At 45.0% G+C, this 12,518-nt stretch carries 13 protein-coding genes; 6 read left to right on the top strand and 7 right to left on the bottom strand.

Annotated elements, in window-relative coordinates; genetic code table 11:
• Positions 1-81: 81 nt before the first annotated feature.
• A complete protein-coding gene (locus NL111_RS03200; RefSeq protein WP_285110469.1) occupies positions 82-1,398 on the bottom strand; it encodes a DEAD/DEAH box helicase in 1,317 nt (438 codons plus the stop codon).
• Between the two features lie 6 nt (positions 1,399-1,404).
• Complete coding sequence (locus NL111_RS03195; RefSeq protein ID WP_285110468.1) at positions 1,405-2,412, bottom strand: Gfo/Idh/MocA family protein; 1,008 nt, start codon at positions 2,410-2,412, stop codon at positions 1,405-1,407.
• Positions 2,413-2,723: 311 nt separating this feature from the next.
• Here NL111_RS03195 and NL111_RS03190 point away from each other — a divergent pair, with 311 nt between their 5' ends.
• Positions 2,724-3,104 carry a DUF4828 domain-containing protein gene (locus NL111_RS03190; RefSeq protein ID WP_002829792.1) on the top strand — a complete coding sequence of 127 codons (381 nt, stop codon included), beginning with the start codon at positions 2,724-2,726 and terminating at the stop codon, positions 3,102-3,104.
• Between the two features lie 43 nt (positions 3,105-3,147).
• Here the strand turns inward: NL111_RS03190 and NL111_RS03185 are convergent, their stop codons facing one another.
• Complete coding sequence (locus NL111_RS03185; protein ID WP_004166849.1) at positions 3,148-3,915, bottom strand: GH25 family lysozyme; 768 nt, start codon at positions 3,913-3,915, stop codon at positions 3,148-3,150.
• A gap of 118 nt (positions 3,916-4,033) precedes the next feature.
• Here NL111_RS03185 and NL111_RS03180 point away from each other — a divergent pair, with 118 nt between their 5' ends.
• Positions 4,034-5,356 carry an APC family permease gene (locus NL111_RS03180; protein ID WP_285110467.1) on the top strand — a complete coding sequence of 441 codons (1,323 nt, stop codon included), beginning with the start codon at positions 4,034-4,036 and terminating at the stop codon, positions 5,354-5,356.
• Between the two features lie 33 nt (positions 5,357-5,389).
• Positions 5,390-5,917 (top strand): VanZ family protein, encoded by a 528-nt coding sequence (locus tag NL111_RS03175; RefSeq protein WP_005917432.1) that lies wholly within the window; start codon positions 5,390-5,392, stop codon positions 5,915-5,917.
• Between the two features lie 192 nt (positions 5,918-6,109).
• Here the strand turns inward: NL111_RS03175 and NL111_RS03170 are convergent, their stop codons facing one another.
• The 4 genes from NL111_RS03170 to NL111_RS03155 are packed head-to-tail and all read right to left on the bottom strand — an operon-like array spanning position 6,110 to position 9,156.
• Positions 6,110-8,035, bottom strand: coding sequence for a copper-translocating P-type ATPase (locus NL111_RS03170; RefSeq protein WP_285110466.1), 1,926 nt, complete (start codon positions 8,033-8,035; stop codon positions 6,110-6,112).
• Entirely contained in the window at positions 8,035-8,307 is a 273-nt protein-coding gene (locus NL111_RS03165; RefSeq protein WP_063504619.1) for a cupredoxin domain-containing protein, read from the bottom strand. The genes NL111_RS03170 and NL111_RS03165 overlap by 1 nt, the downstream gene beginning before the upstream one ends.
• Positions 8,308-8,325: 18 nt before the next feature.
• Complete coding sequence (locus NL111_RS03160; protein WP_002829798.1) at positions 8,326-8,700, bottom strand: cupredoxin domain-containing protein; 375 nt, start codon at positions 8,698-8,700, stop codon at positions 8,326-8,328.
• On the bottom strand, positions 8,701-9,156 hold the full coding sequence (locus NL111_RS03155; protein WP_274583754.1) for a CopY/TcrY family copper transport repressor: 456 nt from the start codon (positions 9,154-9,156) through the stop codon (positions 8,701-8,703). It abuts the gene before it with no gap.
• A gap of 152 nt (positions 9,157-9,308) precedes the next feature.
• Between NL111_RS03155 and NL111_RS03150 the strand changes: the two genes are divergently transcribed.
• The 3 genes from NL111_RS03150 (at position 9,309) to NL111_RS03140 (ending at position 11,807) form a co-directional block, all read left to right on the top strand.
• Entirely contained in the window at positions 9,309-10,217 is a 909-nt protein-coding gene (locus NL111_RS03150) for a TgpA N-terminal domain-containing protein (protein WP_285110465.1), read from the top strand.
• Positions 10,217-11,062: a DNA/RNA non-specific endonuclease gene (locus NL111_RS03145; RefSeq protein WP_159208689.1), complete on the top strand. Its 846-nt coding sequence runs from the start codon at positions 10,217-10,219 to the stop codon at positions 11,060-11,062. The genes NL111_RS03150 and NL111_RS03145 overlap by 1 nt, the downstream gene beginning before the upstream one ends.
• A 91-nt stretch (positions 11,063-11,153) precedes the next feature.
• Positions 11,154-11,807, top strand: a complete 654-nt coding sequence (locus NL111_RS03140) for a DUF3862 domain-containing protein (RefSeq protein WP_204230093.1) — start codon at positions 11,154-11,156, stop codon at positions 11,805-11,807.
• The last annotated feature ends 711 nt before the right edge of the window (positions 11,808-12,518 follow it).

The raw sequence follows: 12,518 nt of genomic DNA, 5'->3' as shown, positions 1-12,518 counted from the left end.
ACCTTTCAACAGTGACTATATTACACTATTTCAGGCCCTTTTTAACTAAAAAATTGATAATTAAGCAAAACTAAATAATATTTAATTTGATTTCTTTGCGCGGGGCTTCCCCTTCCGTTTCAAATGCTTCTTCTTCCCTTTTTTCTTAGGCTTTGAGGAAGCAACGGGGCTCACCTTCGTTGCTGCTTTACGAGTTTTAACATCCCGTAAAGGAGCTTTTTGTGGCGCTTCTTCGGCAACTGGCGCAGACGTTTGTTTTTCGTCCGCCACTTGTTCGGCAACTTGCCGAGCTTTAGTAGCGGTCATTATCTGGCGGTTAGCAATTGCCAATTTTTCTGCCGGTTGGTCCAGCTCCCGCAAGATCTTCTTTAAGTTTCGGATGTCGTGGTCATCTCCCAGGCTAATCACAAAGCCCGCCTGGCCCATGCGTCCGGTCCGTCCAACCCGATGAGTGTAGGTAGTGGCGTCCCGCGGAATGTCGTAGTTAATTACGGCCGGGAGGTTTTCAATGTCCAATCCCCGAGCCGCAACGTCGGTAACCATTAATAAGGAAAGTTCCTTCTTCTTAAACCGGCGCATTGCTGCAGCCCGGTCAATTTGTACCTGGTGTCCCGCAATTTTGCTGACCTTAACGCCTTCGTGCTTCAAAAGGGCGGTAATTTTTTCCATCGTCGCTACGTGGTTAAAGAATACCAACCCTTGGAACTTCTTTACCCGACTTAATTGGCGTAAAATTTGTGGTTTGTTCTTCGGTGAAGCAGTTAGCCAACCATGTTGCACCGCCCCCCGGGTCTGGTCTTCAGCCCGGACGTCAATTACTTGCGGCGTTACGCCAAACCAGGTTTGCAAATCATCTATTGCAAGGTCGTTAGTGGCTGAAAAGAAGCTCAATTGAACGTCACTCGGTAATTGGTCTTCAATCTGACGCACGTCTTCGAGGGCTTCCCCCGTCAAAATTTCGTCAGCTTCATCAATTACTAAACTCTGAATTTCCTTCACCTTGAGGCGTCGCTCATTAATTAAGGTAAGTACTCGCCCAGGGGTTCCTACGATAATCTCGGGCTTCTTCTTTTTTAACCGTTCAATCTGACGTTGCACGTTCGCTCCGCCGGTGATTGAGGTAGTCTTCAAGTTAATTAAACTTGCCCATTCGCGAAAAACGTCCGTGGTTTGGATCGCCAACTCTTGGGAAGGCGCCAATACTAGCAATTGCGGACCGTTGCCTGGAATCACTTTTTCCAGTAATGGTAAAGCAAATGCTAAGGTTTTTCCGGAACCAGTTGGGGAAAGTCCTAAGACGTTTTCCCCCGCCCGGAGCGGTTCGGCAACCCGTTCTTGAATCAAGGTTGGTTGCTTAAAGCCCTTTTCTTGAAAATGTTGTTGAAATAAATCGTTCATGAAAGTTTAATCCTCTTCTTTTTCATTGGTAAAGTATATCTTACCATTTTGCCGGAGGTTATAGAGCAATTTATTGACGTTTCGACTCAAAGTTAGCCATTCTTGGTAATCCCTTTGATTCTGCGGATCATCCGGATCGTTAATTACCCGCGCAAAGTCAGTTGCTTCAGCAATCATCGGATTTTCGTCTGGAGTGGTGCTGATCAATTCCTTGTCTCCGGACGCATTCAAATATTCAACCCGGTTTAATTCAGCCGCGTTGTCCATAATAATGGTATCTTTCAAACCGTAAATTTCTGAACCAATTTCTGAATTGACGTTCTTTCCAATGTTTAGAACCACGTCATATTCTGGGTAACGTAAAATTGCGACGCCCTTACCATCGGCACCAGTGCGCAATTTTTGATTGAAGTAAGCCACTTCGTCTGGCATTCCAAACCAAACCATCGCGTCGTATGCAAGGTAAACTCCGAGGTCTTGCAGCGCGCCTCCGGCAAATTTCAACGAAAAGATGTTTGGTTCGTTGCCGGATAGATAACTATCAAACCGACTAGAATACTTCGCGTAAGTTAGCGTTGCGCCCTGGATTTCGTCCATTTCGGCAATCTTTTGGGTGATTGCTTTGAAATTAGGTTCGTGAATATGCCGAGCTGCTTCGAATAGTTTAGCTTGCGGGTGCGCCTTTAAAATTTTGTCTAATGCCATCCATTCGGTAGGATTGGCAACGATGGGCTTTTCCACTACCGCTACCTTATCGGCTTCCAAAACTTGTTTAGCTTGAGCGAAGTGCAAGCTGTTAGGTGAGGCAATGTAAACAGCATCAATTTCGTCATCGTTAACCATATCGGCAATTTGGTCGTAGAACTTAGTTGCCCCGTTCTTATCCCCAAACTCGTGTGCCTTTTCGAGAGTCCGTGAATAAACCGCTGTCAATTTCCATTCTTTGCTAGCATGGGCAGCATCCACATACTGCTGGGTAATCCAATTAGTTCCAATAATTCCAAATTTAATCATGCTGTTTTCCTCCTTTAAATTTCTAACTCTATTCTACCTTAATTAAGGTAAGTTATTCAGCGTAGAATTGCAAAAATGTTCCCTCGACTGGTAAATTCGTAAAGAATTTTTGGTTGCCGCAGATATTTAACCACGGAAAAATCACCACCCTTGATAAGCGCTTTCATCAATCGTTGCGGGGTGCAATATTACAAAACGATTTCGATTACTTCAATTTTTTAACAAGTGCTAAAAACTAAGCCGTTTTACTACTTCGCCTACCCAAATAATGTTATATTTAAGTGGACAATAAAGAGAAGGAGTATGGGCGTATGAACTGGCAAAAAACAGCACTTGGTGACCTTTTTTCATTAATTCGTTTCGATTCTAAAAAAACCGATAAAACTGAAGAAACCGTCAGTCCGTTTTTCTTTGCCGGGACCTGGTTATATCACGAGCCCAATACTAATCGAGAACACGAATTAAAAATTTTACCTAACTACGACGTTTACCTGGATGGAAAATTATTGAAAACGGTGGTCGAAGATTTGGATAGTTACCGAATCACCTTCATTGACCGTTTTGGCTACCACCTCGTGGTTAAGGCCAACGAATACCGCCCAATCAGCGTTTACGATGAAGCTAACAACGAAACTTACGCAATCGTTGATGCAGAAAAAGAGCCTGAAAATCGTCCCGAAAAAGAGGATTGATTTTCAGGCTCTTTTTCATTTACTGAAAACTGCCCATCATATTTTAGTACTTTTGCCATTCCTGACGTCCGCCGTTAAAGTATGAAACTGGCAATTCAATTTCCCGACGGTCGGTCTTCAGCGTCCGCTGATCATCGTATTCCACAAATTCTACGTGCCGGTCGGCCTTTTGAACTTTCTCGGCTTCCAACCAAAACTGGCTTTGTTTAACGTATTTTGGATACAGTCGTTGCCGAATTTCCGGAGTAGTCTTAATAACGACCGGTTGTCCATAATAATTAGCTAACCGCCGGACCAAATCGGCTAAGATGGGGCCCTGCTTCTTCCAATCCACCTTCTCCGCCGTATCTTCCCCGTAGTAGCTCACCCGGATTACCACCGGGAGCTGCCCGGTATTACTTTTCACTTTGCGACTAATATATTGAAGCTGCTTTACCGCACTTCTTTCAAAACTAAAGTTATGCACCACCCCGACCTTAAGGTTAGTTGCACGTAACCGGTCGTAGTTCGTGTTAAACGAATCATCAAAGTACGTGGCGCCCGTCGTCGCATTTAAATAGACAAACTTTACTTTTTGCTTAGCCAAATCTTGAAAATTGACGATCCCATCTGCTTGATCAATCACGCATCCGCGGATTGAATATGGTGAAAGGGTCTGCTGTTCTTGCCGTTGGACGTGCCAAAAGATTCCCCAGCCTCCCGCAATTAGTAACGCCAACGCGACTACGATGGAAAGAATCAATCGGCGTTGACGTTTAATGGCTGCCTTAGCAAACCGGGGACGCTGAGCCGCGCGCAGATTTTGTTTCATCGTGCCGCCTCCTCATTGTTGAATATTGTACACTTATCCCCTATAATATTCGAATTATCATTAAAAATATTTTCAGAAAACACGAACGTTTCTGGCAACGTTCGTTCAGGGGGTTTTTATGAATAATTCAAAACCAAAGCAGCTGCAAAAAAACATCGGTTTATTTGCAGCTTTTTCAACCGTAATGGGCACGGTAATCGGCGCGGGGGTCTTCTTTAAAGTAGCCAGCGTCACCGCCAGTACCCAATCCGCGGGGCTTTGTTTACTAGCTTGGCTTGCGGGAGGAATCTTGACCATTTGTGGCGGGTTAACCAGTGCCGAACTTGCCGCAGCCATCCCGGTGACCGGAGGCGCGATTAAGTATCTTGAAGCCAGTTACGGCAAACTGACCGGCTTTTTAATGGGCTGGGCACAAACCTTGATTTATTTTCCGGCTAACATCGCCGCCCTTTCAATCATCTTTAGTACCCAATTAATCAATTTATTGCACTTATCCAATGGGCTTTTGGTGCCCATCGCCATGCTTTGTGGCGCGTCGGTCACCGGAGTCAACCTGCTGGGCGCTAAGTACGGGGCGCGATTACAGTCGGTCGCCCTCATTGCTAAGTTAATCCCGCTGATCGTAATCGTAATTTGGGGATTGGGTTCCAGTAGTCCGGTGCACCTCAGCCTGCTACCGGCAAACAGTCACTTTTCCCAAACCTTAACCGGATTTAGCGGCGGCTTGCTAGCTACCCTATTTGCTTACGATGGTTGGTTAGGAATTGGTGCAATTGCCGGCGAAATGAAAAATCCCAAACGTGACTTACCTTTAGCAATTGGCTTGGGGCTCACCGGAATTATGGTGGTCTACTTAGTGATTAATTTCATCTTCTTGCGGACCCTGCCAATCCACGAACTTGCTGGCAACCTTAACGCCGCCTCCGTGGCAGCCACCCACCTGCTAGGTAACTTGGGCGGTAAACTAGTTACCATTGGAATTTTGATTTCCGTATACGGCGCACTAAATGGATACACAATGACTGGAATTCGGGTGCCTTACGCAATGGCTTTAGAAAATTCGTTGCCATTCAGTCGGGCTTTAAAACGGCTTTCCCGCACCAGCGTGCCGTACGTAGCCGGATTACTACAATTAGTAATCGCCCTTTTGATGATTAGCGTTGGTTCTTTTGACTTATTAACCGACATGTTAATTTTCGTAATGTGGATTTTTAACGTTTTAATCTTTTACGCGGTGATTAAATTGCGCCGCACCCAACCTGAATTAGAACGGCCATACCGGGTGCCGCTTTATCCGTTATTGCCAATTGTGGCGATCCTCGGCGGGACTTTCGTATTGGTCATGACCATCATCAACCAACCGGTTCTAGCAATTACAGGAATTATTATAACTTTGTTAGGAATCCCCGTATTTCTTGCGACCAATCGCGCTAATCGTTAAGATAAATGCATAACTAAATTAGGAGGCTAACTAATGTTTATTATTAAGTACATCCCCTTTCTTGGCCTCGCGTTAATCATTTTGATCGGCTGTTTGATTGCTTACGAGCGACGCCCTTCGTTAGACCGGGCCGTAGTTTTCGGTAGTTTAGCCGTGTACCTAGTTTGCGTAGCGTGGCTCTTATTTACCCCGGGACAATACTTCTTTGACCCGTACGCTTATTACGCCCGTTATTTCTATTGGCACCACGCTAAAATTATCTACTACCCTTCGGCATTGCGCTCGATGGGTTCGTACATGAACATCGTAATGACGATTCCAGCCGGAGTATATCTCGGAATTTTATTCCACCGGCATCTAAACTGGCTTACTGTCATTCTTTGCGCAGGCCTAGTCGGAATTTTCAACGAAGGTAACCAACTAATTTTGGACATGATCATTAACATCCAACGGACCGTGGACATTACCGACGTTCTCACTAACGCGGCTGGAGTGGTAATCGGCTACCTTGCCTTTTACTGCTTGGTTCGTCCGTGGTTGAAGAATACTAGCTTTGCTTAATTGCTCGATACCAAAAAGAGCGTGGAACAAAAGGTTGGTAGTTTGCAAGAATTAAAAAACGAGCGTTATGCCTAAATTTGGCATAACGCTCGTTTTTTGGTTAAGCGAAATAAAATAACTTTTGGCGCACGTTTCGACTTTATTAAAGTCAAAACGCCAAAATAATATTTAGTTTTTTCTCAGCTTCTTTTATTATGCCGTCGCTGACTTCGGCGCAATCTTCGCCCGATTCAAGAGTACCGAACTCGTGACTACGGATAATGAACTAAACGCCATTGCTAAGCCTGCTAATTCAGGACTGAGGATGATTCCGGCAAGGTAGAAAACGCCGGCCGCCACCGGAATGCCCAGAACATTGTAAATGAACGCCCAAAAGAGGTTTAACTTAATCCGGTTAAAGGTCTTGCGACTCAATTCCAACGCTTTTGCAACGTCGCGCAAATCGTTTTTCACTAGCACAATGCCACCGGATTCGATCGCAATGTCGGTTCCAGAACCCATTGCGATTCCTACATCTGCGGTGCTCAATGCGGGAGCGTCATTGATACCATCCCCAACGAAGGCAACCTTACCGGCCTTTTGGAAATTCTTTACCCGTTCCGCCTTATCCCGCGGAAGGACTTCGGCAATTACCGTATCAATTCCGACCTGTCGCGCAATCGCCTTGGCGACCACGTGGTTATCCCCGGTTAGCATGACCGGTTGTAACCCTTGGGCCTTTAATTCCGCAATGGCTGCCTTAGAGGTGGGCTTGGGTGCGTCTTGAATGGCGATTAAGCCGATCACCCGGTTATCTAGCGCCACCACGACCACCGTTTTCGCTGCTTTTTGTAAATCCATCATCGCATCTTGCCACTGCTTATCGATGGCAAGGTCGTCCAATAACTTTTCGTTCCCTACTAGGGCAGTTTTGCCGTTTAACTGCGCTTTTACCCCCTTGCCTTCCACGGCCGTAAAGTTAGTAACCGTCGCCAGAGCGATGTCCGCTTTTTGCGCGGCCTTAGTGATTGCGGTCGCTAAGGGATGTTCGGAAGATTGTTCGAGGCTAGCTGCCACCCGTAAAACCTGGTCACGGTCGCCAACCACGTCGGTTACTTCTGGAGTTCCGTTAGTAACCGTGCCGGTCTTATCAAAGATAATGGTTTTAACTTCGTTGACCTTTTCCAAAACTTCACCGTTTTTGATCAAAATTCCCATCTTAGCCCCCCGGCCAGTACCGACCATTAACGCCGTGGGGGTTGCCAGACCAAGGGCACATGGGCACGCAATCACCACGACCGAAACCGCGAAGATCAACGCGTGTGCTAGCGTAGCCCCGAGGAAGACGTACCATACCAAAAAGGTCGCGATTGCTAAGATCAAGACCACCGGTACGAAAATATCGGAAACCCGGTCGGTCAAATTCTGGATTGGAGCATGGCTATTTTGAGCCTTCTTCACCAATTCAACAATTTGCGCCAACATGGTGTCATTGCCAACTTTGCTAGCCTTAAAGACGAAGGTCCCGGTGTTATTAATTGTCGAACCAATCACGTGGTCACCAACCTTTTTAGTTACCGGCATGCTTTCCCCCGTCACCATTGATTCGTCAATCGTCGAGGAACCCGATTCGATCACTCCGTCAACGGCAATCTTTTCGCCCGGCCGAACCCGAATCTGGTCGCCCACGGCCACTTCGCTGAGCGGCACCTTGACGTACTTTCCGTCACGGAGTACTTCGGCTTCCTTAGCTTGCAAATTAACCAGCTTTTCGACCGCTTCCGAAGCATTGTTCCGCATTTTTTCTTCAAAAACTTGGCCCAATAAGACGAAGGTGGTGACGAATGCTGCACTTTCAAAGAAGACCGCTTGGCCGGTAATCATCGCGTAAATGCTGTAGAAATAAGCCGTCGCGGTTCCGATTGCCACCAGCGTATCCATGTTGGAATGGTGTTTTTTAAACGAAGCCCACGCACTTTGCGCAAATGGGCGCGCGGACAACGCCATTACCACGGTGGTTAAGGCTAACATCGTCCAGTGGCCGCCGGGAAGCATGAATCCCCACGGTTTCAAGATCATTTCGACCAACATTGGTAACGAAAAAATTAACGAAATCCAAAAACGAGTTGTAATTTTCATTACTCAATCACCACTTTTCCGCTAAACATGTCCATGCCACAGCTAAACGGGAATTCCCCCGCGTGGTCCGTATTGACGGTAACCGACTTGGTTTCGTCAAGCGGTAACTGTTCTTCAAATCCTAGTTGCGAAGAATGCACCACGTCCAAACAACCTTGGGGGCTGGTCCGCCGAAAGTTAATTTGTGCGGGAATCCCCTTTTGAAAATGCACTTCGGCCGGTTGATAACCACCGGCGACCGTAACGTTAACGACTTGCGTTTGCTCTTTCATTTAAATGACCTCCCTTAGCTATTTAACTTCGACTTTGCCATGGAACATATCCATTCCGCATGCCCACGGATATTCGCCAGCCTTGCTGGTATCGATTTTGATTGGCACGGTTTGGTTTTGTGGTAAGGCTTGGTTAATCCCAAAGTCCGCGAAAACCACCCGGTCCAAACAGCTTGACGGATCCTTCCGGGTAAAGTTTAAAACTGCCGGAACGCCCTTTTTCAGGACAATCTTTTCGGGAGAGTAGCCTCCGTTAACCTCCACGTCGACCGTCTGGGTATCGCCAGTAACTTCCGCCACTTCCGATTGGGCTTCGTGTTTACCGAAGAACCACCAAACGATAAAACCAATTAACGCTAATCCTACTATTAAAACAATCAATCTCGTCATCATCTAATCCCCCTCTTTCATGGTGCAAGTTTCGTCACAATCCGTTTCCGGAAGGCAATTGCATTCCACCTTTTCTGGCGCGGTGGTTGATTTTTGTTGCAATAACTCCTGTAAATTGCTAATATCCTGCTTACTTAAGGTAGTCTGGGCAACTAAATTGGTAATTACCTGCCCCTTCTTCATGTTACACATGTGGGCAAACAGCTCGGTGGTCGTCGCCTCCATCGCCTGTTTTTCAGCAATGGTGGGATGGTAAATAAACTTCCGACCCAGCCGTTCGGTACGCAACGCGCCCTTGGCCACTAACCGGCGTAATAGCGTTTTGATGGTGGAAGCCGTCCACTTTTTTGATTGCTGCATCAAGTGGACAATTTCCGTGCTTTTTGCCTCACCGAGCGTCCAAACAATCCGCATAATTTCCCATTCGGCGCCGCTAAGTTCCGTTGCGGTATTTTCCATCGTGGCATTCCTCCCTTTTACGTTTACATTTGTAACCTTCATGATTAGTATAAAAGGCAGGTTTACATTTGTCAACGTAAAAGCTCCTTTCTTCTCATGACCCGCTATAGTATTCTATTAAAGGAGAAAATTTAACAACTGGAGGAGCTTTTATGCCAAAGTACCTAAAATGGGGATTAATCATCCTCTTTTTTCCAATTTCATTGAGTTATTATGCCTACCGGTGGAGTAAAGACCACCTTTGGGCAAAAAGTAATTATCCACGAGTCTTTTCGGGACTAACCGTCTGGGCAATTTGGCTGATGCTTTTAGTGATCGCCCAAAGTACATCCTTTGCCAATGCCGTATCATTACTAGGATTTGCTGGTTTAATTTCGTTTGTAATTGCCTTAATTATTGATTTATTTCATAAGAAATCGGCCCGGCCCGCAATTGTTCCCATAATTTTGAGTGCCATCTTATTTGTGGGGGCAGTGCAGTTTACCCCGGACACGGAGTCTAGTTCATCCGCTGCTCAAGTAGAAAGCACCCACGTGGTCCACAAGGTGGCGCGCAGTGACCAAAAAGATTACCAAGCTGCTAAGGCAAAGCACGCCGCGCTCGTTGCCCAACTAAAAAAGGTTAAGCATGAGAACGCAACCTTAGCTAGTGAGAAAGCGGAGGCAACCACCGCAATCGCCACTTCCAAAGCCAAACGCGAAGAAGCTTCCTCACGCTCGGCCGCGGCAAGCGAAGCAGCCGCATCCCGCGCCGAGAGTGAAAGTAAAGCTGCCGCAGCTTCATCTAAAAAGGCTGCCCAAGCACAACAAAAGGCGGCCGCAGCACAAAGTCGGGCCGCTGCCCAACAAAGTCGCCAGGCCCGGCAACAATCCGCAGCGCAAGCAAGTGATGACGAAGGCGATACATACACCGGAACCGCCCAGGATATTATTGGTAACGTTAATTCCCATATTTACCACGTCCCTGGACAAGCCGGTTACCACATGAATTCAGCTAACGCGGTTCACTTCCATTCCGAAGCGGAAGCGCAAGCTGCAGGTTATCGAAAGGCGTTGAGATAATGAAATTAAAAGCAAAATTACTATTAGTAGTCGTGCCATTTTTGATGGGTAGCGTGGTTTACCACTCTACTCCAACGGTTCAAGCAAAGACCGTGGTGATGTACACCCATCCGCACCGCAAAGCCACCCGTAAACTTCAGAAGGAAAACCGGGAGCTGAAGCAAAAGATTGCAAAAGCACAGGCTAAAAATGACCGGCTCACCAAACAACTAAACCACAAGAAGAAACAACTTCATCAATCGGCGGCTACCAAACAAACCGATACTGCTAACCTAGCCAAGCTAAATTATGCTGGGCAACAGGAAGTCGTCGTTAACCACAATCAGCCGAAGTTTTCCAAGGCTGATCTATCTATCGACAAAGGGGCTTGGCAACGTTATGGCAACCTTGACCACCTCAACCGGGTGACGGCTGCCAACGCCATGCTAAACCAATCCTTAATGCCCACCGCCAAACGCGAACCGCTAACCGTAAACCCCACCGGTTGGCACAATAAGCGGATTGCTTCGGGATGGTTATATAACCGCAGTCACTTAATTGGCTACCAATTAACCGGCCAAAACAATAACTTAAAAAACCTAATGACTGGAACCCGTTCATTGAATTCGCCAGAAATGCTCGCCCATGAAATGGACATCGCCTACTACCTAAAACAGGACTCTAAACACTACGTTCGTTACCGCGTCACCCCCATTTTCAACGGCGACGACTTATTAGCCCGCGGCGTCCAAATGGAAGCCCAGTCCATCGGTGACAACGACATCCATTTCAACGTCTTCATCTTCAACGTCCAAGACGGTGTGAAGTTGAATTACGCGGACGGGACTAGTTCGGTGGAGAAATAGGTAACTGTCTTGTTAAGATAAGATACTTTTAAATGACCAACAATCTGATTGTCAATAAAAGCTGTACGTTTACATTTATGGAGGAATTTTTATGAGTAAGAAAATTACAGACAAGGACGGAAACACATATGTGCAGAAAAAACCGTTCTACAAACGTTTTTGGTTTTGGATTTTGGCAATTATTGTAATTTTTATACTTGGTACTGCACTAGGGGGAAATTCGGACAATTCCAACAATGGCTCTACTTCATCTACAAAGAAAGTAGATGGAATTACTAAATCACAATTTAATGCAATTAAATTGAGTGAAAATGATGGGACTAGTCTTAAAAATACAGAAAAGCAATTTGGTAAGAAACCTAGTTCCACTTCTACTGATACTATTGATGGTATTAAATCGGATATGAATACGTGGGATAAAGTTGCTAATAGTGACTTGGGTTCTGCAGTAACGATTGGTTTCTCAAATAACCACGCAATTAGTAAATCTATTGACGGTCTAAAAGTTAAACGCGCCAATAAAATCACTTTATCTGATTTCAATTCTATTTCAAATGGAATGTCAAAAGACGACATTAAAAACAAATTTGGGGAACCTAATGGATACAGTATCACTTCAATTTCTGGAATAACTTCTGAGGATTGGAGTTACACTTCGGATATTAAGGGCGATACTGGGGCTAACTTTATCATTACTTTCCAAAATGATGCGGTAAGTGGTAAAACGCAGACGGATATGAAATAGAGTTAATATAAACGTTAAATGCCATAAAGGGGTTGATAAATTTATATGTCTCTATCATTGTTAACGGCTATCTTAGAACTTGTTACTGCAATAGTAACTTTTCTTGGTTCTTTTTTTTCGATCAAACAACAAGAATCTGAAAGTCAAAATAAGATTCTACAAAACAACCAAAATTTTTTTAGTGGAAATAATTTAAATGGTAGCACGGTAAATATACATCAAAGTAATAGTATCAATTCCCAAGATGATAAAACTTGGAGAGAAAGAGATAAAGAGTACAAATTCATCTCCATAGCATTTATGGTTTTCGAACTATTCGCTCCTATGGTTATGTTATATTTGTATGCTGTTGGCGATTTCAATTCCGTCAAGATGATTGATTCACTCCGAATAAGCTTCAAGCTCATCGCTATTCTGAACATAGGCGTTCTTATTTCTTCTCTTAAATTAAAAACATGGAAGAATAAAACTCTATCTGAATCATCAATAAGTAGTTTTGGACATCGAGTGTCTCGAATAATTTGGATTATAGCTATCCTGGCTCAAATTTTTATTGCATTTCCAGTACAAGATTTATATTACGTTTTTCAGAGGCCTCTTAATTTGCTTATCCTTATATTGATAAATGTTATGGGTACATCTATGTATGCCCGGATTACTTTTGCTGGTACTATGTATAAGATTTTCAGTTTTAAAAATTTAATAATCCAT

It is taken from the genome of Pediococcus sp. AC40 (genome assembly GCF_030252485.1).
Classification (GTDB): Bacteria; Bacillota; Bacilli; order Lactobacillales; family Lactobacillaceae; genus Pediococcus; species Pediococcus acidilactici.
The sequence above is the reverse complement of the archived record's forward strand: the minus strand, read 5'-3'. Positions and strand labels throughout refer to the sequence as shown.

Coding starts and splice junctions, on each gene's coding strand:
- NL111_RS03200 (WP_285110469.1), bottom strand. CDS start 1,398: ATGAACGATTTATTTCAACAACATTTTCAAGAAAAGGGCTTTAAGCAA.
- NL111_RS03195 (WP_285110468.1), bottom strand. CDS start 2,412: ATGATTAAATTTGGAATTATTGGAACTAATTGGATTACCCAGCAGTAT.
- NL111_RS03190 (WP_002829792.1), top strand. CDS start 2,724: ATGAACTGGCAAAAAACAGCACTTGGTGACCTTTTTTCATTAATTCGT.
- NL111_RS03185 (WP_004166849.1), bottom strand. CDS start 3,915: ATGAAACAAAATCTGCGCGCGGCTCAGCGTCCCCGGTTTGCTAAGGCA.
- NL111_RS03180 (WP_285110467.1), top strand. CDS start 4,034: ATGAATAATTCAAAACCAAAGCAGCTGCAAAAAAACATCGGTTTATTT.
- NL111_RS03175 (WP_005917432.1), top strand. CDS start 5,390: ATGTTTATTATTAAGTACATCCCCTTTCTTGGCCTCGCGTTAATCATT.
- NL111_RS03170 (WP_285110466.1), bottom strand. CDS start 8,035: ATGAAAATTACAACTCGTTTTTGGATTTCGTTAATTTTTTCGTTACCA.
- NL111_RS03165 (WP_063504619.1), bottom strand. CDS start 8,307: ATGAAAGAGCAAACGCAAGTCGTTAACGTTACGGTCGCCGGTGGTTAT.
- NL111_RS03160 (WP_002829798.1), bottom strand. CDS start 8,700: ATGATGACGAGATTGATTGTTTTAATAGTAGGATTAGCGTTAATTGGT.
- NL111_RS03155 (WP_274583754.1), bottom strand. CDS start 9,156: ATGGAAAATACCGCAACGGAACTTAGCGGCGCCGAATGGGAAATTATG.
- NL111_RS03150 (WP_285110465.1), top strand. CDS start 9,309: ATGCCAAAGTACCTAAAATGGGGATTAATCATCCTCTTTTTTCCAATT.
- NL111_RS03145 (WP_159208689.1), top strand. CDS start 10,217: ATGAAATTAAAAGCAAAATTACTATTAGTAGTCGTGCCATTTTTGATG.
- NL111_RS03140 (WP_204230093.1), top strand. CDS start 11,154: ATGAGTAAGAAAATTACAGACAAGGACGGAAACACATATGTGCAGAAA.